Annotated in this window: 26 protein-coding genes, 1 pseudogene and 1 riboswitch; of the genes and pseudogenes, 19 read left to right on the forward strand and 8 right to left on the reverse strand. The window is 64.0% G+C overall.

Annotated elements, in window-relative coordinates:
• Positions 1-106 precede the first annotated feature (106 nt).
• The 5 genes from FXV83_RS27255 to FXV83_RS27275 all read left to right on the forward strand — a co-directional run bounded on the left by FXV83_RS27255 (position 107) and on the right by FXV83_RS27275 (position 6,468).
• Positions 107-1,675, forward strand: a complete 1,569-nt coding sequence (locus FXV83_RS27255) for a DUF4403 family protein (RefSeq protein WP_148742669.1) — start codon at positions 107-109, stop codon at positions 1,673-1,675.
• Positions 1,676-1,797: 122 nt separating this feature from the next.
• Positions 1,798-2,907 carry an ABC transporter ATP-binding protein gene (locus tag FXV83_RS27260; protein WP_148742670.1) on the forward strand — a complete coding sequence of 370 codons (1,110 nt, stop codon included), beginning with the start codon at positions 1,798-1,800 and terminating at the stop codon, positions 2,905-2,907.
• Between the two features lie 81 nt (positions 2,908-2,988).
• Positions 2,989-4,047 carry an ABC transporter substrate-binding protein gene (locus FXV83_RS27265; protein WP_148742671.1) on the forward strand — a complete coding sequence of 353 codons (1,059 nt, stop codon included), beginning with the start codon at positions 2,989-2,991 and terminating at the stop codon, positions 4,045-4,047.
• A gap of 331 nt (positions 4,048-4,378) precedes the next feature.
• Positions 4,379-5,641 carry an ABC transporter permease gene (locus FXV83_RS27270; RefSeq protein WP_148742672.1) on the forward strand — a complete coding sequence of 421 codons (1,263 nt, stop codon included), beginning with the start codon at positions 4,379-4,381 and terminating at the stop codon, positions 5,639-5,641.
• On the forward strand, positions 5,638-6,468 hold the full coding sequence (locus tag FXV83_RS27275) for an ABC transporter permease (protein ID WP_187436189.1): 831 nt from the start codon (positions 5,638-5,640) through the stop codon (positions 6,466-6,468). Before FXV83_RS27270 ends, FXV83_RS27275 begins: the two co-directional genes overlap by 4 nt.
• A 169-nt stretch (positions 6,469-6,637) precedes the next feature.
• Here the strand turns inward: FXV83_RS27275 and FXV83_RS27280 are convergent, their stop codons facing one another.
• Together FXV83_RS27280 and FXV83_RS27285 are read right to left on the reverse strand one after the other, a co-directional pair.
• Positions 6,638-7,165, reverse strand: coding sequence for a PRC-barrel domain-containing protein (locus FXV83_RS27280; protein WP_148742673.1), 528 nt, complete (start codon positions 7,163-7,165; stop codon positions 6,638-6,640).
• Positions 7,166-7,395: 230 nt separating this feature from the next.
• The gene (locus tag FXV83_RS27285) at positions 7,396-7,965 is read right to left on the reverse strand and encodes a hypothetical protein (protein ID WP_148742674.1); all 570 of its coding nucleotides are present in this window, start codon (positions 7,963-7,965) and stop codon (positions 7,396-7,398) included.
• Between the two features lie 181 nt (positions 7,966-8,146).
• On the opposite strand from FXV83_RS27285, the pseudogene FXV83_RS27290 reads away from it, so the two are divergent.
• Together FXV83_RS27290 and FXV83_RS27295 are read left to right on the forward strand one after the other, a co-directional pair.
• A pseudogene (locus FXV83_RS27290) lies at positions 8,147-8,308 on the forward strand (response regulator); the annotation flags it as partial.
• A gap of 91 nt (positions 8,309-8,399) precedes the next feature.
• The gene (locus FXV83_RS27295; RefSeq protein WP_148742675.1) at positions 8,400-9,725 is read left to right on the forward strand and encodes an ATP-binding protein; all 1,326 of its coding nucleotides are present in this window, start codon (positions 8,400-8,402) and stop codon (positions 9,723-9,725) included.
• A 60-nt stretch (positions 9,726-9,785) separates the two neighbouring features.
• On the opposite strand, the gene FXV83_RS27300 is transcribed toward FXV83_RS27295, so the two are convergent.
• Positions 9,786-9,986 (reverse strand): ubiquitin family protein, encoded by a 201-nt coding sequence (locus tag FXV83_RS27300; protein WP_187436196.1) that lies wholly within the window; start codon positions 9,984-9,986, stop codon positions 9,786-9,788.
• Positions 9,987-10,290: 304 nt separating this feature from the next.
• Between FXV83_RS27300 and FXV83_RS27305 the strand changes: the two genes are divergently transcribed.
• The 6 genes from FXV83_RS27305 to thiC all read left to right on the forward strand — a co-directional run bounded on the left by FXV83_RS27305 (position 10,291) and on the right by thiC (position 15,983).
• Positions 10,291-10,836 (forward strand): lytic transglycosylase domain-containing protein, encoded by a 546-nt coding sequence (locus FXV83_RS27305; RefSeq protein WP_148742676.1) that lies wholly within the window; start codon positions 10,291-10,293, stop codon positions 10,834-10,836.
• A 76-nt stretch (positions 10,837-10,912) separates the two neighbouring features.
• Positions 10,913-11,041, forward strand: a riboswitch (TPP riboswitch).
• Positions 11,029-12,039: an FAD-dependent oxidoreductase gene (locus FXV83_RS27310; protein ID WP_148742677.1), complete on the forward strand. Its 1,011-nt coding sequence runs from the start codon at positions 11,029-11,031 to the stop codon at positions 12,037-12,039. (Overlaps the previous riboswitch by 13 nt.)
• Entirely contained in the window at positions 12,030-12,227 is a 198-nt protein-coding gene (gene thiS / locus FXV83_RS27315; protein ID WP_148742678.1) for a sulfur carrier protein ThiS, read from the forward strand. The genes FXV83_RS27310 and thiS overlap by 10 nt, the downstream gene beginning before the upstream one ends.
• 167 nt (positions 12,228-12,394) lie before the next feature.
• A complete protein-coding gene (locus tag FXV83_RS27320) occupies positions 12,395-13,177 on the forward strand; it encodes a thiazole synthase (RefSeq protein ID WP_148742679.1) in 783 nt (260 codons plus the stop codon).
• The gene (locus FXV83_RS27325) at positions 13,164-13,790 is read left to right on the forward strand and encodes a thiamine phosphate synthase (RefSeq protein ID WP_148742680.1); all 627 of its coding nucleotides are present in this window, start codon (positions 13,164-13,166) and stop codon (positions 13,788-13,790) included. The genes FXV83_RS27320 and FXV83_RS27325 overlap by 14 nt, the downstream gene beginning before the upstream one ends.
• A 294-nt stretch (positions 13,791-14,084) precedes the next feature.
• Positions 14,085-15,983 (forward strand): phosphomethylpyrimidine synthase ThiC, encoded by a 1,899-nt coding sequence (gene thiC, locus FXV83_RS27330; protein ID WP_148742681.1) that lies wholly within the window; start codon positions 14,085-14,087, stop codon positions 15,981-15,983.
• A gap of 79 nt (positions 15,984-16,062) precedes the next feature.
• Here thiC and FXV83_RS27335 read toward each other — a convergent pair whose 3' ends face one another.
• Positions 16,063-16,548, reverse strand: coding sequence for a DUF4262 domain-containing protein (locus FXV83_RS27335; RefSeq protein ID WP_187436190.1), 486 nt, complete (start codon positions 16,546-16,548; stop codon positions 16,063-16,065).
• Positions 16,549-16,664: 116 nt separating this feature from the next.
• Between FXV83_RS27335 and FXV83_RS27340 the strand changes: the two genes are divergently transcribed.
• The gene (locus FXV83_RS27340) at positions 16,665-17,177 is read left to right on the forward strand and encodes a mismatch-specific DNA-glycosylase (RefSeq protein ID WP_187436191.1); all 513 of its coding nucleotides are present in this window, start codon (positions 16,665-16,667) and stop codon (positions 17,175-17,177) included.
• A gap of 425 nt (positions 17,178-17,602) precedes the next feature.
• Positions 17,603-18,253, forward strand: coding sequence for a glutathione S-transferase family protein (locus tag FXV83_RS27345; protein ID WP_148742684.1), 651 nt, complete (start codon positions 17,603-17,605; stop codon positions 18,251-18,253).
• Between the two features lie 26 nt (positions 18,254-18,279).
• On the opposite strand, the gene FXV83_RS27350 is transcribed toward FXV83_RS27345, so the two are convergent.
• Complete coding sequence (locus FXV83_RS27350) at positions 18,280-18,717, reverse strand: VOC family protein (RefSeq protein WP_187436192.1); 438 nt, start codon at positions 18,715-18,717, stop codon at positions 18,280-18,282.
• A gap of 150 nt (positions 18,718-18,867) precedes the next feature.
• Between FXV83_RS27350 and FXV83_RS27355 the strand changes: the two genes are divergently transcribed.
• Positions 18,868-19,563 carry a glutathione S-transferase family protein gene (locus FXV83_RS27355; protein ID WP_148742686.1) on the forward strand — a complete coding sequence of 232 codons (696 nt, stop codon included), beginning with the start codon at positions 18,868-18,870 and terminating at the stop codon, positions 19,561-19,563.
• A gap of 109 nt (positions 19,564-19,672) precedes the next feature.
• Here the strand turns inward: FXV83_RS27355 and FXV83_RS27360 are convergent, their stop codons facing one another.
• The gene (locus FXV83_RS27360) at positions 19,673-20,107 is read right to left on the reverse strand and encodes a hypothetical protein (protein WP_148742687.1); all 435 of its coding nucleotides are present in this window, start codon (positions 20,105-20,107) and stop codon (positions 19,673-19,675) included.
• A gap of 99 nt (positions 20,108-20,206) precedes the next feature.
• A complete protein-coding gene (locus tag FXV83_RS43080; protein WP_187436193.1) occupies positions 20,207-20,356 on the reverse strand; it encodes a hypothetical protein in 150 nt (49 codons plus the stop codon).
• Positions 20,357-20,565: 209 nt separating this feature from the next.
• Between FXV83_RS43080 and FXV83_RS27370 the strand changes: the two genes are divergently transcribed.
• The 3 genes from FXV83_RS27370 to FXV83_RS27380 all read left to right on the forward strand — a co-directional run bounded on the left by FXV83_RS27370 (position 20,566) and on the right by FXV83_RS27380 (position 21,865).
• Complete coding sequence (locus FXV83_RS27370; protein WP_148742689.1) at positions 20,566-20,949, forward strand: RidA family protein; 384 nt, start codon at positions 20,566-20,568, stop codon at positions 20,947-20,949.
• Between the two features lie 156 nt (positions 20,950-21,105).
• Complete coding sequence (locus FXV83_RS27375; RefSeq protein ID WP_148742690.1) at positions 21,106-21,366, forward strand: hypothetical protein; 261 nt, start codon at positions 21,106-21,108, stop codon at positions 21,364-21,366.
• A 250-nt stretch (positions 21,367-21,616) separates the two neighbouring features.
• On the forward strand, positions 21,617-21,865 hold the full coding sequence (locus FXV83_RS27380; protein ID WP_148742691.1) for a hypothetical protein: 249 nt from the start codon (positions 21,617-21,619) through the stop codon (positions 21,863-21,865).
• 112 nt (positions 21,866-21,977) lie between these two features.
• Here FXV83_RS27380 and FXV83_RS27385 read toward each other — a convergent pair whose 3' ends face one another.
• Entirely contained in the window at positions 21,978-22,463 is a 486-nt protein-coding gene (locus FXV83_RS27385; RefSeq protein ID WP_148742692.1) for a J domain-containing protein, read from the reverse strand.
• Positions 22,464-22,553: the final 90 nt, after the last annotated feature.

Here is a 22,553-nt window from a genome sequence, read left to right on the forward strand (position 1 = left end):
GAGGCCGCAGCCGTTAACCCATTCGCCCCAATTCCACCCCATCCATGCGCTCTAGCGCCCTCCTCTCCCGCCCTGTAGAATCCACCCCGGGCGGTCTGGGGGATTGATGCGTCTGACGTTGAACTTGAAGACTGTCCTGATCGCGGTCGCGGTCCTCGCGGCGTCGTTTTTCATCAGCCTGAAGGCGATGGACTGGCTGTCGCCGCGCGCGACCAATTCCGCGCCGCCCGTCGCGCAGCTGCCGCCGTTGCCCCCGGTCGCCAAGAGCTCGATCGTGGTGGCCCCGGTGTCGATCGCGCTGGCGGCGATCCGCGACCAGGCCGAGAGGGCCGCGCCGCGCAATTTCGCCGGCAAGGCCGACAACCCGATCTCGCAGATCCTGCAGAACGCCGACATCGGCTGGACGGCCGCGCGTGGTCCGATGTCCGCCGTCGGCGACAAGGACGTGCTGACGCTGTCGACACCGCTCACCGGCAAGCTGAACGTGACGGGATCGCTGTCGTCGAAGGCTACCGGCGCGCTCGGCGAGGCGCTCGGCAACGTGCTCGGCGGCAATGCCGCCAAACAGATCGGCGCGGTCAACATCAAGAATTTGAATGCCAGCGCCGAGATCAATGGCAACGTGGTCGTCACCTCGCGCCCGAAGCTCGCGGCGAACTGGCACCTGGAGCCCAATCTCGGCGCCCAGGTCAATCTCGGCGACACCAATCTCTCGGTCGCCGGCGCCAAGGTCAACGTGCCGGCGCAGGTGAAGCCGCTGATCGACAAGACGGTGGGCGAACAACTCAACGCTGCCTCCGAACGCATCCGCAACGATCCCTCTCTGCGGGAGAATGCAAAGCTGCAATGGGCCAAGGCTTGCCGTTCGATCTCACTGCAAGGCACGGGATCTTCGGCCTCCCTGCCGCCGCTCTGGCTCGAGATGAAGCCGGTGCGGGCGATCGCCGCGCAGCCGCGTGTCGACGCGAAGGCCGTCACCCTGCTGCTCGGCCTGGAAGCCGAGACCCGCGTCACGACGACGCCAACCAAGCCGGACTGCCCGTTCCCGGACAAGATCTCGATCGTGCCGCCGACCGGCACCGGCGTGAACATCGGCGTGCCGATCGACGTGCCCTTCACCGAGATCAACAAGCTCATCGCCGCGCAGATGGTGGGCCACACCTATCCTGAGGACGGCTCCGGCCCGGTCGACGTCACCGTGAAGAGCGTCAACGTGATCCCATCGGGCGACCGGCTGCTGATCTCGCTGCTGGTGCGCGCCAAGGAGAAGAAGAGCTGGCTCGGCCTCGGCGCGGAGGCGACCGTGCATATCTGGGGCCGGCCGATGCTCGACCAGGCCCAGCAGACGCTGCGCCTCGCCGACATCCAGCTCGCGGTGGAATCCGAAGCGGCCTTCGGCCTGCTAGGGGCCGCCGCGCGCGCAGTGGTGCCGCAGATGCAGCAGGCGCTGGTGCAGAAGGCGACGCTCGATCTGAAGCCGATCGCGGCCAACGCCCGCGAGAGGGTCGCAGCCGCGATCGCCGACTTCCAGAAGAGCGAGGACGGCCTCAAGGTCGAAGCCAATATCAGCAGTCTGACGTTGGCCGATATCGCCTTCGACGCGAAGACGCTGCGGGTGGTCGCGGAGGCCGGCGGCACGCTGAATGTGTATGTGACGAAGCTATCGGGGATGTAGCGCGCTTTCACTCACCGGGCCCGCGCACGCGTCGTTCGCGCCGCTGGCATTCTCGTCGGAGGATGCTAAGCTGTTCTTCGGAGAAGTGCCGACAGCACTGTAGCTGATAACGCGAGGACAACATGGAAGCCGGCATGGTCACGCCTGCGCCGGCGCTGGTGCGCTTTTCCGGCATTCAGAAAACCTATGATGGCGAGCACCTCGTGGTGAAAAACCTCGATCTCGACATCAGGAAGGGCGAGTTCATCACCCTCCTCGGCCCGTCGGGCTCGGGCAAGACGACCACGCTGATGATGCTGGCTGGCTTCGAGGTTCCGACCCATGGCGAGATCTACCTCGCTGACCGGCCGATCAAGAACATGCCGCCGCATAAGCGCGACATCGGCATGGTGTTCCAGAACTATGCTTTGTTTCCGCATCTGACGATCGCGGAGAATATCGCCTTCCCGCTATCCGTTCGTAAAATCAACAGGGCGGAAGCGCAGGAGCGCGTCAGAGCCGCGTTGCGCATGATCAAGATGGAAACCCTGGCGCACCGGCGGCCCGGGCAGCTGTCCGGCGGTCAGCAGCAACGCGTGGCGCTGGCCCGCGCGCTGGTTTTCAACCCGCAGCTCGTGCTGATGGACGAACCCCTGGGAGCCCTTGACAAGCGCCTGCGGGAGCAGATGCAACTGGAGATCAAGCAACTGCACGAGACGATGGGCATCACCGTCGTCTACGTCACACACGATCAGAGTGAAGCGCTCACCATGTCGGACCGCATCGCCGTGTTCAACGACGGCATTGTGCAGCAGATTGACACGCCCGACGCGCTTTACGAGCATCCGGTGAACAGCTTCGTCGCCCACTTCATCGGCGAGAACAATGTGCTGACCGGCACCGTCGAGACGGTCGAGAAGGAATATTGCCGCGTCGCGCTGCCTGGTGGCGGCACCGTTACCGCACGGGCGGTCAACGCATCAGGTGTGGGCACATCGACTTCCCTGTCGGTGCGGCCGGAGCGGATCTCCATTATCCTGGACGGCACCTCCAGCGACGGGCCGAACCGCCTGCCGGCCAGGGTGCAGAACACCATCTATCTCGGCGACCACGCGCTGGCCGTTCTCGATGTCGCCGGCAACGGGGAGTTCATTGTCAAGCTTCAGCCGGACGCACATGGCAGCCTGAGACATGGCGAAAGCGTGTTCATCACCTTCCAGCCCGAGGACTGCCTGGCCCTCGATCCCGTCTGATCCAACCTACAGCCTTTTGCCACGCAAGGGATCGGCATCGATCCACCTCAACGCAACGCACATGAAGAAGGAACAAAGACCATGCTGAAGCGCAAGATTGGCAAGATTGCTCTGGGTTTCGCCGCGGCGCTCACCGCCAGCGCCGCGCTGGTGACGGTCGCACAGGCGCGTGACCTCACCGTCGTATCGTGGGGCGGCGCGTATCAGGATGCCCAGAAGAAGGTCTATTTCGAGCCGTTCAAGAAGGCGGCCGGCATTCCCATGAACGACGAGTCCTGGGACGGCGGCATCGGCGTGCTGCGCGCCAAGGTGCAGGGTGGCGCCGCCACCTGGGACGTCGTCCAGGTCGAGAGCGACGAACTGGCTGTCGGCTGCGAGGAAGGCCTGTTCGAGAAGATGGACTATTCCAGGATCGGCGGCGAGGCCGCCTACATGCCGGCGTCCGTCAATCCCTGCGGCGTCGGCGCCATCGTGTACGATTTCGTTCTCGGCTACGACAAGGACAAGCTGAAGGAGGCGCCTGCGGGCTGGGCCGACTTCTTCGACACCAAGAAAATTCCGGGCAAGCGCGCCCTGCGCCAGGGCCCGAAGACCACGCTGGAGATCGCCCTCATCGCCGACGGCGTCGCGCCGAAGGACGTCTACAAGGTGCTGGCGACCGACGAGGGCATCGAGCGCGCGTTCAAGAAGCTCGACACCATCAAGGGCGACCTCGTCTGGTGGAAGGCCGGCGCCCAACCGCCGCAACTGCTCGCCTCCGGCGAGGTGGCGATGACCTCGGTCTACAATGGCCGCATCGACACCGCGAACAAGAAAGAGAAGAAGAATTTCGGCATGGTGTGGGACGGGGCGCTCTTCACGCTCGACAGTTGGGTGATCCTGAAGGGCAGCCCGAACAAGGATGCGGCCTACAAGTTCCTGGACTTCGCCGGCAAGGCGGAGAACCAGTCCAAGCTGTCCGAGAATATTGCCTATGGCACCTCGAACAAGGACGCCGCTGCCCTGATCCAGCCTACCGTTCTGAAGGACTTGCCGACTGCGCCTGATAACATCAAGAACGCGGTCGAGATCAACGTCGGCTTCTGGCTCGAGAACATCGACCGCCTGACCGAGCGCTTCAACAAATGGGCCGCCAAATAGCGCGCTGCCGAAGCGACGTGCGGCACAGGCAGAGGATCGACACATCTTCGCCTGTGCCCCACCCCTTTCCTGAAATTGAAGGGCGACAGCATTTGAGAGCAGGTTCGTTGCGGCCGTCCTTCGAGACGCCCGCTTTAGGCGGGCTCCTCAGGATGAGGACGGAGTGTGCGGCAGCGATTTCACAGGAACCGATTTCGATGAGCCTCATCCTGAGGAGACCGCAAAGCGGTCGTCTCGAAGGACGAGGCGCGCGTTTAGGTAGCTCTAAAAGGCCATATGCGATTGCCTTTCCTGAAGTGGCGCGGGATTTCCGGTCAAAGAGGCTCAACTCATGACAGCCGCGTTCCTGACCGGCGCCGATGCGCAGATCGAGATGCCGCTCAAGCGCCGATTGAGGCGCGCGGAGCGCGCGCGCCAGCTCAAGGCATTGGCACTGGTTCTGCCGCTTCTGCTGTTTCTGCTCTTCACTTTCGCAGGGCCTATCGCCGGCATGCTGTGGCGCTCGGTCGACGACCGCGAGGTGCGTCAGGTCCTGCCCCAGACCGTCGCTGCTCTCGCCGACTGGGACGGCAAAGACCTGCCGGACGAGAAGGCTTACGCGGCGCTGGCAAGCGACATCCTGGCGGCGCGCGCCTCCGGCACCATGGCGATTGCGGCCAAGCGGCTAAACTACGCGCTGAACGGTTTTCGCACGATCCTGACCAGCACGGCACGTAATCTGAAGGCAGCGCCGGAGCCCGGCACCGCCAAGGACACGCTGGGCAAGATCAACCCGGCCTGGCGCGAACGCACCACCTGGACGACGATCAAAGACGCCAGTGGCCCGGTGACGGGCTTTTATCTGCTGGCGGCGCTCGATCTCACCCGGAACGCAGACGGCGCGATCGTCGCGGCCGCGCCGGACCAGGCGATCTACCGCAACGTCTTCACCCGCACCTTCATCATCAGCCTCAGCGTCACGGTGCTCTGCCTGATCCTCGGCTTCCCGGTTGCTTACCTCTTGGCGACGCTACCGCCCGGCCGGTCGAATCTGCTGATGATCTTCGTCCTGCTGCCGTTCTGGACTTCGCTTCTGGTCCGCACCTGCGCCTGGATCGTGCTGTTGCAGAGCAAGGGCGTCGTGAACGACAGCCTGCACTGGCTTGGCATAATCGACGAGCCGTTGCGCCTGATCTACAACCGCTTCGGTGTCTGCGTGGCGATGACCCACGTTCTCCTGCCGTTCATGATCCTGCCGCTGTACAGCAGCATGAAGGCGATCTCGCCTGCCTACATGCGTGCCGCCGCCTCGCTCGGTGCGCCGCCGGTCACCGCCTTCCTGCGGATCTACCTGCCTCAAACGCTGCCCGGTATCGGCGCGGGAAGCCTGCTCGTCTTCATCCTGGCGCTCGGCTACTACATCACGCCGGCACTCGTCGGCGGCGCCGCCGATCAGATGATCAGCTACTTCATCGCCCTCTACACGACCGAGACGGCCAACTGGGGCCTCGCCTCGGCGCTGGGTGCGGTGCTGCTGCTCGCCACCCTCCTGCTGGCCCTTGTCTACGGAAAGCTGGTGCAGGGACAGCAGGTCACGGGAGGAATGAAGAATTGAGCGATAATCCTTCCCTCCGCACGCCCAGCCAGCGCATCGCGTGGACCGCGACCATCGTGATCTCCACGCTGGTGTTCATCTTCCTGATCGCGCCAATCCTGGCGATCATGCCGCTGTCCTTCAGCTCGGGCTCCTACCTGACCTATCCGCTGCCTGGGCTCTCCTTGCGCTGGTACGACGACTTCATCAATTCGCCGCGTTGGATGACGTCGCTGAAGAACAGCATGATCATAGGCGTCGCCTCGACCCTGCTGTCCATGGTGCTTGGCACGCTGGCCGCGCTGGGGCTGGCGCAGTGGAAGAGCCGGCTCAAACCGCTCGTGCTGGCTTTCGTGCTGTCGCCGGTCGTCGTGCCCGGCGTCATCACCGCGGTCGGTCTCTATTTCTTCTTCGCGCCGATCGGACTGACCGGCAGTTACCTCGGCTTGATCCTGGCCCACACCGCGCTGGCGACGCCCTTTGTGGTGATCACGGTCGGCGCGACGCTGCAAAGCTTCGACACCAACTTGGCGCGCGCCGCCGCCTCACTCGGCGCCTCGCCGCTCGACGCCTTCCGCCGCGTGATCCTGCCGCTGATCCTGCCCGGCCTGGCGTCCGGTGCGCTGTTCGCCTTCGCGACCAGCTTCGATGAGGTGGTGATCGTGCTGTTCATGGCCGGGCCGGAGCAGCGCACCCTGCCGCGCGAGATGTTCAGCGGTATCCGCGAGAACATCAGCCCGACCATCACGGCAGCGGCCGTGATTCTGACGACGGTATCGGTCATCCTGCTCGCCACCATGGAAGGCCTGCGCCGACGCAACGAACGGCTCAAGGGCAGCAGCGCCTGACCGGCGGTGTTCGCGACGCGATCGGCGCTTCAAGAGTTCGACGAGGTGCCGAGAATGATGGAGCACTCCGCAAATGGGGCAAGCGCAAGTGGGGCAAGGCCGGAAAAGACACGCCCACGCGCCCGGTGAAAACCGGGCGCGCTTGGTTTAGGCCGTCACGTCAGCCGCGCTACTCCGAGTACTTGAACTCGGGCATGTTCTTCAGCTCGTCCTTGGACGCGTTGAACACGGCGTGGTCCGGGTACCACTTCGACGCAGACGACGTGGCCGTCGCGGCCTTGTCCGTGCCGGTCGCAGCCCCGGTCGTCGTCGTGGGCGAGGCCGGCCGGCCGGGCGGGCTGGTCGCGCCGGTACCGGTGTAGGCGATGGCCTCGTTGGCGAATTTCAACTTGTCATAGGGAATGGCGACCAGATGCTCGCCCATGCCCAGGAAGCCGCCGACGCCGATGACGGCCGTCTTGATGGCGCCGCTCTTGTCCATCAAAAGATCGTTGACCGAGCCGATGTTCTCGTTGGACTCGTTGTAGACCTTCAGCCCCGACATCTTCGATGCACGCCATTCACCCGACGCCGAGGTCGTCGTCGCAGTGGATGCGGTCGGCGCCTTGTCGGTGGTGGCAGTCGGCGATTGCGCAAACGCAACGGTTGCAAGCAGTGCGGTCCCGGCGAGGCCGGCCGCGATCGATTTCATCAACATGTTGTCCTCTCCTTCGATAGAAACTCGTGCGGAGAAAACGGACTTGATCATTGGCAGTTCCGTATCGCGCCGCAATTTCCTCGCGCGATGCGCGAGATGGAAGCGCTGGCGATTTGTTCCTGGGTCCCCCAAGGAACATGCTGCAGCGCACGGTTCCCCGCCGTCGATGATGCGCCCTGGGAAGAAGCACCATCGCGGCGAGGAACGCGCGCCAACCTGCGTCGCTCAGGTCAGCCCTTGTAGTCGATCAGCAGCGCCAAGAAATTCGAGCTGCCCGACGAATTCGTTGCGCTGCCATTGGCGCCGTACGGCGAGACCGACGATTGCGACTGCTGGAGCGCCTGGAGAAACTGCTGCAGGATCTCCGCCGTGGTGGAGCCGCTCGACGTGCTGGTCGTCGTATCCGTGGACGCCGAATCCGAAGAGCTGTCATCCGGGGGCGGTGCGGGCGGAGGCCCTCCTGCACCAGCGGTGCCGCCGGGACCGTTGGCGAAGGCGGACTGAAACACGCCCTTGAGCTGGTCGGCCTGATCGGAGCTCAGCGTGCCGTTCGACACCTCCTTGGAAATAAGGTCGTCGATCTTCGACGTCATGTCGTCCTTCGAGGGCCGCGTGCCGCTCGACCGATTGCTCGACCGGCTCTGCTGGAGTGCCGTGTCGATGTCATTCAGCGCCGTCGACAGCGCCGACTGGTCCGACGAGGAGACCGTGCCTGCCGAGACTTCCGATTGCAATTGCTGCTGCAGCCGCTGCAGCGGCGACTGGTGGTTGCCGGCGGAGGCCGCCGAAATCGAGGTCATGATGGGCTCCGTAGATTTTGCGGGGTTTCGTAGCCGACCACGTCACGCTATGGTTATCCGCCTTAACGAGACCTTGCCGCTCCACCACCCGGCGGTTGCGAGCTGTTGCGAGATCGCGGCCAGAAACAGTCTGAAACAAAAATCTTCGCCTTTTGGCCCGAATCTTGGACAAACAAAGCTCATGGCCATTTCCAATCCCAACATCCTGGTCGTCGAGGACGACCGCGAAACGCGAACGTTGATCGCGAAATATTTGCGCAACAACGCCTGCAACGTCACCGCTGTGAGCGACGGCCGCGAGATGTCGCGCGCCATGGCCGACCACCGCGTCGACCTCTATTTGTTTACGCCAAGAACTGAAGCGATAAGAACTGAAGCGATAAGCACTGAGGCGGTAAGGACGGAAGCGGTCACGGCGGCCTTGAGCAGCTGACATGCGGCTTTTGGGATTTTTCCATCTCAGGAGCATCAGCGGGCAGATCGCCGCACTGGTCGTGGTTTCGATCGTCGCGCTTCATCTCATCATCACGGCGGGTTTTCTGATCACGCGGCCGGACCGCGCCGCAGCGCCGCCCGACAGCGAGCATGAGCTGGTCAATGCCGCGCTGCTGCTGTCGGCGGCCGATTCGAGCGAACGGCCGCGCCTCCTTTCCGACATCGCACGCGCCTTTCCGGATCTGCGGGTCGAAGCGATCGCGCCCGGCTCCGTGACCGCCGCCGGCGAGGTCGAGGGTCCGCGCCTGCACGGCATGCGCCGCCATCTCGGCGAAGGCTACAAGGTGGTCGCGTTGGCGCCGAACGGCGGCTTGTCCCGGATCGGCATCCAGCTGCCCGACGGCACCACGATCGCCGGCCATATCGGCCGGGGACGGCCGGGATGGTTCTGGGGCAATCCCTGGCTATCGACGCTGCTGTCGGCCGTGATCAGCGTGACGCTGCTTGGCGTATGGGCCGCGCATGCGCTCGCCGCGCCGCTGTCGTCGCTTGCAAAGGCGGCCGAAAGCTTCAGCCTCGACGGCACCGCCGAGCCGTTGCCCGAGCGCGGCCCGGAAGAGATCCGCTCGGTCGCACGCGCGCTCAACCGCATGCATGAGCGGATCGCGCGGCTGATGTCGGATCGTACCAGGATGCTGGCGGCGATCAGCCACGATCTGCGCACGCCGATCACGCGGCTGCGCCTGCGCGCCGAGTTCGTCGAGGACGAAGGCAATCGCAAGCGCATGCTGATCGATCTCGACCAGATGCGCTTGATGCTGGAATCCGTGCTGTCGCTGCTGCGCAACGACCGCAAGATCGAGGCGGTGACGCTGGTCGACATCGCGAGCACGCTGCAGCTGATTGCCGACCAGTTCGGCGACATGGGCCATGTCGTGCATTATGAGGGTCCCGTATCGGCGACCGCCGCCGCGCGTCCCGACGATCTGCATCGCGGCATCACCAACCTCGTCGAGAACGCGGTGCGCTTCGGCGCCGAGGTGACGATCCGCCTCGACCTCGCCGGCACGAAATTCATTATCGACGTCGAGGACGACGGCCCCGGGATTTCCGATGCACGCAAGCAGGCGATGCTGGAGCCGTTCGTGCGCGGCGACGACGCGCGCACCATGGACGACTCCACCGGCTTCGGGCTCGGCCTGTCGATCGCGCGCGCCATCGCGATCGGCCATGGCGGCGAGCTGTCGCTGCATGACCGCGAGCCGCACGGGCTGATCGTGCGGATGCAATTGCCGGTATGGCAGCAGCCGCGGCTGGCGGCTTAAGGCATGATCCGGAAAAGCGTGCAGCGGTTTTCCGAAAAGATCATGCCCTAAAGGAACGCCTCAGGCCGCGAGCGGCGGGTGCTCGACGGCTGCAGAGTCGAAGATCGCCACCGCCTCGAAGCGATAATTGCACGCAGGGCAATTCCAGAGATACGAGATGCGCCCCTCGCCCGGCTCGATCCAGTCCGGCTGCGGGATCGGCGTGCCGCATTGGGCGCAGGGGTTCAGCCTGGGGATATCGCCAATATGTGCCTTGGCCATGTCTGTTTTGGCCGTGTCTGTTTTGGCCATGTTTGTTCTTGTCATGGCACCTCTCCCGATTTGCAGTGCTTTGATACTCGCTTTCGCGTCTATGCGCGAATACACAGGCCCGCTGTCGCGAGCTGCGGTTTTGCACCTGAGGGACCCTTACCGCAGCATTGCGTCGTAACAGCGGCTCGGCGCCGCAAAATCGTCAGTGGCGGCGTTTGGTCACATCATCGCCGCGTTCGGCAGGCCTAACGGCAGCCGGGCGTAGGTCACTCAGGACCCAAGATATCCTCAAGACATTCTCAAGGGACATCTGATGAAAATTTTACGCATTGCCGCGCTGGTTGCGGCCGGGCTGATGTTGCCGCAGGCGGCGCTTGCCGGCGAAGCCGACTATGCCGAGGCGGTCGCCGCCCATGCGCGCGCCAATGGCGTGCCGGAGGCACTGGTGCATCGCGTCATCATGCGCGAGAGCCGCTACCAGCCGCACCTGATCGGCCATGGCGGCACGATCGGGCTGATGCAGATCAAGCTCGCGACCGCCCGCGGGCTCGGCTACACCGGCGATGCCGCAGGCCTGCGCGATCCCAACACCAACCTCACCTATGCCGTAAAATATCTCGCCGGCGCCTATCACGCCGCCAATGGAGATCACGCCCGAGCCATTCGTTATTATGCAGGCGGCTATTACTACGCCGCAAAGCGGCAGCGTCAGGAAACGCAGCAACAGGCCAGCGCCGACCCGGGCGCACAGGCTTGGCTGGAGCCGAACGGCAATCCGCAGCCGATGTTCGGTGCAGTGCCGCACCGGAAGCTGGCGCAGCGGGTTCGCAGCGCGCGGGCGCAGGTTCCCCATCAGTGATTGCCGTCATGGCCGGGCTTGCCCGGGCATGACGAGCGGGTATGCGTTGACACAAGCCCCCACTGGCCTACATTAGAGCCGTTCCGAGGGGTGCTCCGAGGAGGAGCTGAGATACCGCTAAATGGGTCAGAAGGCCCAGGACCGCGGTGACCCTTTGAACCTGATCCGGGTCATGCCGGCGAAGGGACAGGGATGTTGCAGACCACCAAGCGGCCGGAGTCTCCGGTATCCATCATCGGCGCAGGCATCGCAGGCGCCTGGCAGGCGCTGCTGTTCGCGCAGGCCGGCCACGCCGTGACCCTGCACGAGCGCGGTGACGCCGCGATGACCGATTCCACCAGCCATTGGGCCGGCGGCATGCTCGCGCCTTATTGCGAGGCGGAAGTTTCCGAACCCATCATCAGCCGCCTCGGCCTGCGCTCGCTTCATATCTGGCGGCGCGAATTGCCGGACACCCCGTTCAACGGTTCCCTCGTCGTCGCCCATCCCCGCGAGCGCAACGATTTCGAGCGCTTCGCCCGGATGACCGAGGGCCACCGCCGGCTCGATGCTGCGGCTCTGGCGGGGCTCGAACCGTCGCTGGAGGGCCGCTTCCGCGACGCACTGTTCTTCGAGACCGAGGGCCATGTCGAGCCGCGCCGCGTGCTGCCGAAACTGCACGAGCGCATCCGCGCCGCCGGCGGCACCATCAAGTTTGGCAGCGATGCCACAGCCAGCGATCTCGACGGCATCGTGATCGACTGCCGCGGGATCAGTGCGCGCGACGAGCAGCCTGCCTTGCGCGGCGTCAAGGGCGAGATGATTTTGATCGAGACCAGCGAGGTTGAGCTCGCCCGCCCGGTGCGGCTGATCCATCCGCGCTGGCCGCTCTATGTGATCCCGCGCGATCAAGGCCTGTTCATGCTGGGCGCGACCTCGATCGAGGCCGAGGACACCGGCGTCAGCGTGCGTTCCGCACTGGAGCTGCTGGGCGCGGCCTATGCCGTGCATCCCGCCTTCGGCGAGGCCCGCATCGTCGAATTCGGCTCGGGCCTTCGCCCCGCCTACCCCGACAATCTGCCCCGCATCGGCATTCGCGGCAACAGCATCGCCGTCAACGGCCTCTACCGCCACGGCTTCCTGATCGCGCCGGCGCTGGCCGAGCTGACGCTGCAATATGTCGAGCGCGGCCAGATCGACAACGAGGTGATGCAATGCGGGTGATCGTTAATGGCGAGCATCGCGAGGTGGCCTCAGTGAGCGTCGACGCGCTGCTGGCCGAGCTCGACTACGAAGGCACGCATTTCGCCATCGCTCTGAACTACGACGTGGTGCCGAAAAGCCGCTGGGCAGAGACCCACCTCAAGGCCGGCGACGAGATCGAGATCATCACACCGCGGCAGGGAGGGTGAGTGGTGATGGCATCTTTCCATTTGTCGTCCCGGCGAAGGCCGGGACCCATAGCCACCGCTCGTCATGGCGGCGAAAGGTCTCTACCAAGCTGCCCCAAGAGAAATCACGCGGTATGGGTCCCGGCCTTCGCCGGGACGACAGCTATATCTGAGGAGACACCTTCGACATGGTGACCTTCTACGGCAAAACCTTCCCCTCACGCCTGCTGATCGGCAGCGCGCTGTATCCTTCCCCTGCGATCATGCAGGCGGCGATACGCGCCTCCGGATCGAAGATCGTCACGGTGTCGCTGCGGCGCGAATCCGCCGGCGGCAAGACCGGTGACGCCTTCTGGAATCTGATCCGCGAGCTCGACGTCACCGTGCTGCCGAACACCGCCGGCTGCCGCAGCGTGCGCGAAGCGGTGACCACGGCCAAGCTCGCGCGCGAATTGTTCGGCACCTCCTGGATCAAGCTCGAAGTGATCGCCGACAACGACACGCTGCAGCCCGACGTGGTCGGCCTGGTCGAAGCCGCGACCATCCTGATCAAGGACGGCTTTGAGGTGTTCCCCTATTGCACCGAGGATCTCTCGGTCGCGAACCGCCTGGTCGATGCCGGCTGCAAGGTGGTGATGCCATGGGCCGCTCCCATCGGCAGCGCGAAGGGCATCACCAACCGCGACGCGCTCAAGCTGCTGCGCGAGCGGCTGCCCGACATCACGCTGGTGGTCGACGCCGGCATCGGTGCGCCCTCGCACGCCGCCGAGGCGCTCGAGCTCGGCTATGACGCCGTGCTGCTCAACACGGCAATCGCAAAAGCCGCCGATCCCGTCGCGATGGCCAATGCCTTCCGCCTCGGCATCGAGGCCGGCCGCACCGCTTTTGAGGCCGGGTTGATGAACGCGCGCGATTTCGCCTCCCCTTCCACCCCTGTCGTTGGGACACCTTTTTGGCATGCCGTATCCTGATCGCAACGCGTATCCTGATCGTTTCTATCCCGTCGTCGACAGCATCAAATGGGTCGAGCGCCTGACCAAGCTCGGCGTCGGCACCATCCAGCTGCGCGCAAAGGATCTCGACGACGCGCAGGCCCTGCAGATCGTCACCGACGCGCTGGCGATCACGCGGGGAACGCAGGCGAAGCTCGTCGTCAACGACTACTGGCGCGCGGCGATCGTCGCCGGCGCGAAGTATTTGCATCTCGGCCAGGAAGATTTGGCTGACGCGGATCTCAAAGCGATCCGCGAGGCCGGTTTGTCGCTCGGAGTCTCCACCCATGACGACAATGAGCTTGCGGCCGCGCTCGCGGCCAAGCCGGACTACGTCGCGCTCGGCCCCATCTTTTTCACCACGCTTAAATCGATGAGCTTCGAGCCGCAGGGCATTCCAAAGATCACCGAATGGAAGAAGCGCATCGGCAGCATCCCGCTGGTCGCGATCGGCGGCATCAAGTTCGAGCACGCCGCGGAGATTTTTGCCGCGGGCGCCGATTCCATCGCCGTCGTCAGCGACGTCACCCAGAACGCCGACCCCGATGCCCGCGTGCGGCAATGGCTCGGCCTGCCTGCGGAGGCAGCGTGATGCCCACACTCTCTCCATTCGTCATTGCGAGCGCAGCGAAGCAATCAAGGGTCTCTCCGCCGAGACAGCCTGGATTGCTTCGTCGCATCCGCGCAAAATTGCTACGCAATCTTGTCGCGAGCTCCTCGCAATGACGGAGACACTCTCTTCATCCCGTCACCCTGAGGTGGCCGCTTCTTCAGCGGCCCTCGAAGGGCGACGGCCCGGCTCGTTCATCCTTCGAGGCGCGCAAGTGCGCGCACCTCAGGATGACGAGATCAACAGCATGCACACAAATTAAAACCGGAGGATCCCATGAACATCCGCTCCAACCCCGACAAGACCATCCCCGCCGTCACGACCGGCCCGCTGCCGTCGTCGCGAAAAATCTTCGCTTCGCCTGACGCCGCGCCGGAGCTGCGCGTGCCGCTGCGCGAGATCATCCTCTCCGAGGGCGCGGGCGAGCCGAACCTGCCGGTCTACGACACCTCCGGCCCCTACACCGACCCGAGCGTGACCATCGACGTCAACGCGGGTCTTGCCCGCAACCGCAAGGCCTGGGTGCTGGAGCGCGGCGGCGTCGAGGAATATGAGGGCCGGCAGGTCAAGCCGGAAGACAATGGCAGCGTCTCCACCGACAAGGCCGCGCGCGCCTTCTCGGCCTATCACAAGCCGCTGCGCGGGCTCGACGACCACAAGATCACCCAGCTCGAATTCGCCCGCGCCGGCATCATCACCAAGGAGATGATCTACGTCGCCGCGCGCGAAAACCTCGGCCGCAAGCAGCAGCTCGAGCGCGCCGAGGCCGCCCTCGCCGACGGCGAAAGCTTTGGCGCGGAAGTGCCCGCCTTCATCACCCCGGAGTTCGTCCGAGCTGAGATCGCGCGCGGCCGCGCCATCATTCCCTGCAACATCAACCACAGCGAGCTCGAGCCGATGATCATCGGCCGCAACTTCCTCACCAAGATCAACGCCAATATCGGCAACTCCGCCGTGACATCGTCGGTCGAGGAAGAGGTCGAAAAGATGGTGTGGGCAATCCGCTGGGGCGCCGACACCGTGATGGACCTCTCGACGGGCCGCAACATTCACACCACCCGCGAATGGATCTTGCGCAACGCGCCGGTGCCGATCGGCACGGTGCCGATCTACCAGGCGCTGGAGAAGTGCAACGGCGATCCGGTGCAGCTGACCTGGGAGCTCTACAAGGACACCTTGATCGAGCAGTGCGAGCAGGGCGTCGACTATTTCACCATCCACGCCGGCGTGCGCCTGCAATACATCCACCTCACCGCCAACCGCGTTACCGGTATTGTTTCGCGTGGTGGTTCCATCATGGCGAAGTGGTGCCTGGCGCATCACAAGGAGAGCTTCCTTTATACGCATTTCGACGAGATCTGCGACCTGATGCGCAAGTATGACGTCTCGTTCTCGCTTGGCGACGGCCTGCGTCCGGGCTCGATCGCGGACGCCAACGACCGCGCGCAATTTGCTGAGCTGGAAACGCTCGGCGAACTGACAAAAATCGCGTGGGACAAGGGCTGCCAGGTCATGATCGAGGGCCCCGGCCACGTGCCGATGCACAAGATCAAGATCAACATGGACAAGCAGCTCAAGGAATGTGGCGAGGCGCCGTTCTACACGCTCGGGCCGCTGACCACCGACATCGCGCCGGGCTACGACCACATCACCTCAGGCATTGGCGCGGCCATGATCGGCTGGTTCGGCTGCGCCATGCTCTGCTACGTCACGCCGAAAGAGCATCTCGGCCTGCCCGACCGCAACGACGTTAAGGTGGGCGTCATCACCTACAAGATCGCCGCCCACGCCTCCGATCTCGCCAAGGGCCACCCGGCGGCGCAACTGCGCGACGACGCACTCTCCCGCGCCCGTTTCGACTTCCGCTGGAGCGACCAGTTCAACCTCGGCCTCGATCCTGACACCGCCAAGAACTTCCACGACGAGACCCTGCCGAAGGAAGCCCACAAGGTCGCCCACTTCTGCTCGATGTGCGGCCCAAAATTCTGCTCGATGAAGATCACGCAGGACGTGCGCGATTACGCGGCGACGCTGAACGACCCGGCGGCGGTGGGCATGTCGATGAGCGGAGTCGCCGAGGACGGCATGGCCAGGATGAGCGAGAAGTTCAAGGAGATGGGGAGCAGCGTGTACCTGGATGCGGAGAAGGTGAAGGAGAGCAATCGGGTGTTGTGAGCGCGCCATCTTCGTCGTGCCCGGGCTCGACTCCATCAATCGGAAACGAAAAGCCGGGCAAAACAGCCCGGCTTTTTGGTCAAGAAACCATTCTCTTCAACAACGGCTGCTGCTCTTTAACACCGGGTATGCATTCTGCCTCCCAGGGAAAGCGCCGATTGACGTCCTGCCAGATCACCTGGAGGCAGGGGAATGCGAGCCGGGATTTGGAGTAGAACCAGATCGCAGTGCCCAAGTATTCGGGGTAAGCCTTAAACGGCACTTGCCAGAAGCCGAGCTTGTAGTCGTTCTCCAAGAAATCGTCGGAGATATCGCCATTGGAGAATTTGTGCCCCACCGCCACGCGATCACGGACAAGGTTGATTATGGCCTGCGCGTTCTCGGAGCGCTGGCCGAAGATGATAAGCTCGGGGTGGCCGTAGTTTAGAAACAGGCCGATTGAAAATGCAAACGACGGATCGGCATCGGGAATTCCGACGATATGACAACCGTGATTGCGGACGTTGCGAAAAATGGCCTCGTCCGGCGCTCCATCCGGTTTAGGCCATTCGAAATCGTCCAGCATTCGCGGCGCTCCGCGGCGAGATCGGAAGAGGGGCGTAGCGTAACCCATCACTTGACTTTCGCAACTCCAACTGCCGCGATGACGGCTACGTCCACACCATTCTACGGACCGGCGCTTTGCCTCTAGCCAACCTCCATCGCCTCCCCGACCAGCTTCGCCCCAACCTCCGCCTCGTCTTCGTCGGCACCGCCGCGAGCACCCGCTCGGCCGCCGTCGGGCATTATTACGCCCATCCCGGCAACCGGTTCTGGCGTGCGATCCATGAGGCCGGCATCACGCCGCGGCGCTATCAGCCGAGCGAATTCGCCGCGCTGCTCGAACTCGGGATCGGCTTCACCGATCTCTCCAAGTCGGGCGCCGGGATGGATCACCAGATCGCGGCCGCGTTGATCGACGTGGCGGGGTTCAAGGCCAAGATCGAAATGTATAGGCCGAGGACGATTGCGTTCACGAGCAAGAAGGCGGCGAGCCTGTTTTATGGCAGGTCGTCGGGCGTGATTTCGCTGGGGCGGCAGCAACGTGATGGAAGTCTGCCCGAAGTGTTCGTGCTGCCATCGCCGTCCGGCGCCGCATCCGGGCATTGGACGCTGGAGCCGTGGCGCGAGCTGGCGAAGTGGATCGGTTCGTAATGTGAGTTAGCGACAGCGCCCCAAACTCAGCTGTCGTCCTGGCGAAAGCCAGGACCCATTACCCCAGGACAAAGTTTGGCGAAGACTCGTGGTCCTGCGACCGTCCGCAACCGATAGATTCCGCGGTATGGGTCCTGGCTTTCGCCAGGACGACGCCGTGGGTTTGGGCGGCACGCGCGATGAAAGCCAAATAAGTTGTCGGAATCCGCACCCGCCGTTCGTCCTCTGGATGCAAAGCGCGAGAACTGAACGACCCGCAATCGCCGGCGAGCGGCCGCGCTGCCGCAACCCCGTCATTGCGAGGAACTCGCGACAAAATTGCGGAGCAATTTTGCGCTGATGCGACGAAGCAATCGAGGGTCTCTCCGCGGATAGATTCTGGATTGCTTCGCGGCGCTCGCAATGACGGAATATGGAGCCATCTGATGCCCCCCACCATCACCGCCTTCGAAAACTCACCCGACCGCGGCAGGGGGCTGGCGCGTGACATGCCGGTCCGCTGGGCGCTGGAGGAAGTGGGCCAACCTTACGACGTCCGCCTCGTATCGTTCAGCGCGATGAAACAGCCCGCGCACCTCGCGCTGCATCCGTTCGGACAAATTCCGACCTATGAGGACGGCGATCTCGCCCTGTTCGAGTCGGGCGCGATCGTGCTCCACGTCGCCGAGCGCCATGATGGGCTGCTGCCGGTCGAGGCGAATGCCAGGAGCCGCGCGATCGCGTGGATGTTTGCCGCGCTGAGCACGCTGGAGCCGCCGATCGTCGAGCTCGCGATGGCCATGCTGTTCGAGCGCGACAAGCCCTGGTACGAGGAGCGCCTGCCTATGCTGCAAGATCGCGTCCGTGTCCGGCTCGGCGAGTTGTCCGCGCACCTCGGCAAAGCCGACTGGCTCGACGGTGCGTTCAGCGCCGGCGATCTCCTGACGGTGGCCGTGCTGCGCAGGTTGAACACATCGGGCCTGCTGGACGAATATCCCGATGTCGCCGCCTATGTCGCCCGCGGCGAAGCGCGGCTGGCGTTCAGGCGTGCGTTCGAGGCTCAATTGGCGGTGTTTACCGCCGCATCGACCGGCTGAGAAGGCCGTCCTGCAATCACCGGCCCTCACCCCGCATACGCCCGGTCCAGATCCGCAATCACGATCTTCTTCATCTGCATCATCGCCTGCATGACGCGACCCGCTTTGGTGCGGTCGGGGTCGCCGAGGTAGCGGGAAAGCGCGGTCGGGATCACCTGCCAGGACAGACCGAACTTGTCCTTGAGCCAGCCGCACCTGGATTCTTCACCACCGTCCGCGGTGAGCCGGCTCCAGAAATAGTCGACCTCACCTTGCGTCTCCACGCTGATGAAGAACGATACCGCCTCGTTGAAGTGGTATTGCGGACCGCCATTGAGCGCATTGAAGCGCTGCCCCTCGAGCTCGAACACCGCCATGAAGTCGCTGACGGTCTCGATCTTGGCGTTGGGAAACACCGATTTGTAGAAGGCGACGGCTTCGGGGACGTTGTTGTCGAACCAGAGGAACGGCGTGATGGAGGTCATGAACGGGTATCCTTGGTGATGAAAAGAGGCGCGCAAGCGCGGCCTCATCCGGAGGACGAAGAACCAGACCGCTATCCGACAGGCAGGGCATCTTTTTTTTCACCGACCCTGTATGATGGGCCTGAAGTTGCCCGGTTGAGGAGCCCGCCCATGCTGACCCTCTATTCCTACCCGGAACTGTGCGGCGTCGCCGACAACAATGGCTATGGCCTCAAGGTCTATGCCTTCCTCAAGCTCGCGGGCGTGCCGTTCGTGCACGAGCACCTGTTCGATGCCTCCGCCGCGCCGCGCGGGCAGTTGCCCTACATCGTCGATGACGGCGAGACCATCGGCGACAGCGAGACGATCATCGCGCATGCGATCGCAAAATATCGCCTGACCATCGATGCCAAGCTTTCACCGGAGCAGCGCCGCACCAACCATCTGGTCACGCGCATGCTGGACGATCTCTACTGGGTGATGTCGTATTCGCGCTGGAAGGACGAGCGCTACTATCCGGCGTTTCGCGATGCCTTCATCGCACAACATAAGCAGATCGATGCCGCGGGACTGGACAAGGCCAAGGCCTACAACGCGCAGCGTTATCATTTCCAGGGCATCGGCCGCTACACGCCCGAGCAGGCCTATGCGCGGGGCCTGGCCGACCTCCAGGTGCTGGCCGAGATCGTGCCCGCGACGGGCTTTGTCCATGGCGATGCGCCGACCGGCATCGATGCCGGCATCTACGGTTTTGTCGCCAACATCTATTTCCTGCCGATTCCGACGCCGCTGAAAGCGTTCGTCGATGCGCACGGAAATCTCGTGGCGCATTGCGAGCGGATTCATACGGCGGTGAGTGGATCGTAATTCGTAGCTCGTAGGGTGGGCAAAGCGAAGCGTGCCCACCAACTCTGTCAGCGCTGCTGAGATGGTGGGCACGGCGCTTGCGCGCCTTTTCCCACCCTACGAGACCTGCCTACCGCATCGTGATCGCCAGCCCGCTGAGATCCGCGTTGGCCATCAGGCCGACCTGCGATCCCGTCAACTCCAGCACCGCGCCCTTCTGGTTGGTCAGCACGATGGCGCGTGCGCCGCGGCCGATCGCGAGGCCGGCACCGGCGGCGCCGTAGACGCCGGCAACGTCGGAGGGACGGTTGATGTTGGAGACGCGGCCGCGCAGCACGGTCTTGGAGCCGCCGAACACGAGGCCGTAGTCGAGCCCGCCGCTGGAGAGCGAATAGGCGCGGCCGTGGAAGTTCAGCACGCCAGAGCCGCCCGAGCCGCCGATGATCCAGCCCGCCTTGTAGATCGTCAGCACCACGGTGCCGCCGTCGGCCAGCGCCGTCGTCGAGAGGCCGGCAAGCGCGGCAATGGCGAGGAGCGCGACGCGCAAGGTGGAAGCGATCTTCATGGGGCGTCTCCGGAGGCTATTTTTCAAGGGTGGAATCGAATCAGATGGGCCGAATGTACCCGATCGATCGCGGCGGCAACATGATGGCGGCTATATGCGCTAACGTTCCGCATCCGCTGTGTCGTCATGCCCGGGCTTGTCCCGGGCATCCACGTTCTTCGCGGCGCCGGAGCGGCCGTGGATGGCCGGGACAAGCCCGGCCATGACGCCGTTGAGAGTTCGTGCCACAAAAAGCGCCACTGCCATCATGCCATTCTGCCCCTGTTTTGCCCGACGGAGCAAATGATTGTTTTGCTTTTACCGAATTAGAAAAAGATCAATGATTTCTGCTTGATGCCTACTGTGCATGGGGTTGTTTTCGCATTTTTTGTTTTGCGCCCTCGCCGCCCGTCAATTCCGATTGCAACTCCCCTGCATGTCGCTACGCTCATGCGCCGACACGACGTCCGAGGTGACCCATGCCGATCCAGCATTTTGCGCCCCCGCCGCACGTCAAGGCGCCGCCACTGTCCTTTGCCGCACGGGCCGGCGACCTCCTGTTCATCTCCGGCATTCCCGGCTTCGATGCCAAGGGCGCGCTGCCGGACGGCTTCGAGGCGCAGTTCGCCAACGTCGTCGTCAACATCAAGCGCGTGCTGGATGAGGCCGGCGCCACGATGCGCGACCTCGTCAAGGTCAACGTGCTCTTGACCCGCGCCGCCGATGTCGCGGCGATGAACGCGCTCTATGCCGGCGCATTCGGCCCGCCGCCCTACCCGGCACGCACCACCTGCGTGGTGCAGGCGCTGCCCGATCCGAAGATGCTAATCGAGATCGAGGCGGTGGCCTCGCTTTCGAAGTGAACCACGTCCGGCGCGTGTGACCTGCCGGGCACTCGGCCAAACCAAGTGCGCGGCTCTCTCTGACATATCCGTGAAACGGCGGCTCCCCCGCTTGCAAAGGACCGGCTTTTCTCGCACGAATTTTCAGGTCACACTTTCCCATCAGGAGATTTTTGCATGCGTCGCGTTCTCGCTCTTTGTGCCGTTGCCGGCATCGTCACCTCCGCGTTCGCCGTGCCGGCCTCGGCGGCAGTCGGCTATTACGTGATCCGCTGGGACAACACCGGCATCTGCCAGGTCTGGAACGAGGACCTGAAGTACAAGCCGTTCCAGTGGGGGACTTCGACCTACAAGATCGTCAGCAAGCCGCTGCCGACCTTCGCGGCGGCTTCTGATCTTCAGATCAAGCTGCGCGCGGAGCGCCGCTGCACGCTCTGAACCGGCTCACGGCAGACCGGGTTTGAAGGCGGGTTGCGCGAGCAGCCCGCTTTTTTCTTGTCCAAGGCCACGACGCCGCCAGCCCTGTTTTTCCGCCAAATTCCGGCATTGCCAGTCCGCACGCTTTGAACCTGTCGCGGCTTGCCGCCTACTCACATCTTGTTCGGGGCGCGCTCCCCAAAAGCGTCCCGCACCACGCCTCCCGTCATTGTCGGGAGGCGCATCATATCTTTCATTTGAGGAGCTGATCATGCGTCGTATTTCCGTGCTGTGCGCTGCCGTGGGTCTTGCCGTGACCGCCTTCGTCGCCGCGAGCCCGGCCGAAGCCGGCTATCATTTGATCCGCTGGGCAGACAGCGGCGCTTGCCAGATCTGGGACGAGAGCATTCCGACCACGCCATGGCCGTCCGGCTATCACCGCGCCAGCGTGACCGTCCCGACCTTGCTCGCCGCGATCAACCTGAAGGATGACGCGTTGAAGCACGGCCACTGCACCTGATAAGAATTCGATCGGCGGACGGAAGAGCCGGGCAAGGGCGCCACATCGCGTCCTTGCCCGCTTGCATTTTTACTCGCACACAGCGGCTGACGAGGCGCAGTGAGCCAGCGCCTCACGCGTCCTTGTTGGCGCCGGGATGGATCAGGATGTCGCGCGCGGCGGCGAGCTCGATGAAGGCTTGCGCGCTGCCACCCTGGTCGGGATGCCTGCCCTTGGCGGCGCGGCGATAGGCCTGGTTGATGTCCTCGCAGGTGAGCTGCACGGCGAGCGGCAGGCCGAGCATCCTGCGCGCGCGGTCCTCGCTGGAAAGCTTCTTCGGCATCGCGTTGCGGCGGCCGAAGCGCGGCGCCGTCAGATCATGAATGACGTCGAGGACGACGCCGATGCGGCGCTGGGCTGCGAGTCTGACGCCGTGATCGTCGTTGTCGACGGCCTGGCGCAGCACGGGAAGCGCCTGCTCGGCTGCCTGCCGCAGCGTGATATCGGTGCTCATCCGCACGATCTCGGCCACCAGCCGGCCCGCCTCGGGCCAGTCGCCGGACTCCGCCGACCGCAGGCGCTCGAGCGCCAGTTTCCAGGATTCAAGCCGTTCCATCATGCGCGCAACGTTTAGCAATCAAGGTCAGTATGCCGAGGCCGCCGTTTCCGACCCCTTAATTTCGAGTTAGCCTTTCATGAAACTTCGAAA

Origin of the sequence: Bradyrhizobium hipponense, from assembly GCF_008123965.1 — a bacterium.
GTDB lineage: Bacteria > Pseudomonadota > Alphaproteobacteria > Rhizobiales > Xanthobacteraceae > Bradyrhizobium > Bradyrhizobium hipponense.

What these genes read in the sequence shown, in the direction of transcription:
- FXV83_RS27255 (WP_148742669.1), top strand. Translation starts at nt 107, where the DNA reads ATGCGTCTGACGTTGAACTTGAAGACTGTCCTGATCGCGGTCGCGGTC.
- FXV83_RS27260 (WP_148742670.1), top strand. Translation starts at nt 1,798, where the DNA reads ATGGAAGCCGGCATGGTCACGCCTGCGCCGGCGCTGGTGCGCTTTTCC.
- FXV83_RS27265 (WP_148742671.1), top strand. Translation starts at nt 2,989, where the DNA reads ATGCTGAAGCGCAAGATTGGCAAGATTGCTCTGGGTTTCGCCGCGGCG.
- FXV83_RS27270 (WP_148742672.1), top strand. Translation starts at nt 4,379, where the DNA reads ATGACAGCCGCGTTCCTGACCGGCGCCGATGCGCAGATCGAGATGCCG.
- FXV83_RS27280 (WP_148742673.1), bottom strand. Translation starts at nt 7,165, where the DNA reads ATGTTGATGAAATCGATCGCGGCCGGCCTCGCCGGGACCGCACTGCTT.
- FXV83_RS27285 (WP_148742674.1), bottom strand. Translation starts at nt 7,965, where the DNA reads ATGACCTCGATTTCGGCGGCCTCCGCCGGCAACCACCAGTCGCCGCTG.
- FXV83_RS27295 (WP_148742675.1), top strand. Translation starts at nt 8,400, where the DNA reads ATGCGGCTTTTGGGATTTTTCCATCTCAGGAGCATCAGCGGGCAGATC.
- FXV83_RS27300 (WP_187436196.1), bottom strand. Translation starts at nt 9,986, where the DNA reads ATGGCCAAGGCACATATTGGCGATATCCCCAGGCTGAACCCCTGCGCC.
- FXV83_RS27305 (WP_148742676.1), top strand. Translation starts at nt 10,291, where the DNA reads ATGAAAATTTTACGCATTGCCGCGCTGGTTGCGGCCGGGCTGATGTTG.
- FXV83_RS27310 (WP_148742677.1), top strand. Translation starts at nt 11,029, where the DNA reads ATGTTGCAGACCACCAAGCGGCCGGAGTCTCCGGTATCCATCATCGGC.
- thiS (WP_148742678.1), top strand. Translation starts at nt 12,030, where the DNA reads ATGCGGGTGATCGTTAATGGCGAGCATCGCGAGGTGGCCTCAGTGAGC.
- FXV83_RS27320 (WP_148742679.1), top strand. Translation starts at nt 12,395, where the DNA reads ATGGTGACCTTCTACGGCAAAACCTTCCCCTCACGCCTGCTGATCGGC.
- FXV83_RS27325 (WP_148742680.1), top strand. Translation starts at nt 13,164, where the DNA reads ATGCCGTATCCTGATCGCAACGCGTATCCTGATCGTTTCTATCCCGTC.
- thiC (WP_148742681.1), top strand. Translation starts at nt 14,085, where the DNA reads ATGAACATCCGCTCCAACCCCGACAAGACCATCCCCGCCGTCACGACC.
- FXV83_RS27335 (WP_187436190.1), bottom strand. Translation starts at nt 16,548, where the DNA reads ATGCTGGACGATTTCGAATGGCCTAAACCGGATGGAGCGCCGGACGAG.
- FXV83_RS27345 (WP_148742684.1), top strand. Translation starts at nt 17,603, where the DNA reads ATGCCCCCCACCATCACCGCCTTCGAAAACTCACCCGACCGCGGCAGG.
- FXV83_RS27350 (WP_187436192.1), bottom strand. Translation starts at nt 18,717, where the DNA reads ATGACCTCCATCACGCCGTTCCTCTGGTTCGACAACAACGTCCCCGAA.
- FXV83_RS27355 (WP_148742686.1), top strand. Translation starts at nt 18,868, where the DNA reads ATGCTGACCCTCTATTCCTACCCGGAACTGTGCGGCGTCGCCGACAAC.
- FXV83_RS27360 (WP_148742687.1), bottom strand. Translation starts at nt 20,107, where the DNA reads ATGAAGATCGCTTCCACCTTGCGCGTCGCGCTCCTCGCCATTGCCGCG.
- FXV83_RS43080 (WP_187436193.1), bottom strand. Translation starts at nt 20,356, where the DNA reads ATGATGGCAGTGGCGCTTTTTGTGGCACGAACTCTCAACGGCGTCATG.
- FXV83_RS27370 (WP_148742689.1), top strand. Translation starts at nt 20,566, where the DNA reads ATGCCGATCCAGCATTTTGCGCCCCCGCCGCACGTCAAGGCGCCGCCA.
- FXV83_RS27375 (WP_148742690.1), top strand. Translation starts at nt 21,106, where the DNA reads ATGCGTCGCGTTCTCGCTCTTTGTGCCGTTGCCGGCATCGTCACCTCC.
- FXV83_RS27380 (WP_148742691.1), top strand. Translation starts at nt 21,617, where the DNA reads ATGCGTCGTATTTCCGTGCTGTGCGCTGCCGTGGGTCTTGCCGTGACC.
- FXV83_RS27385 (WP_148742692.1), bottom strand. Translation starts at nt 22,463, where the DNA reads ATGATGGAACGGCTTGAATCCTGGAAACTGGCGCTCGAGCGCCTGCGG.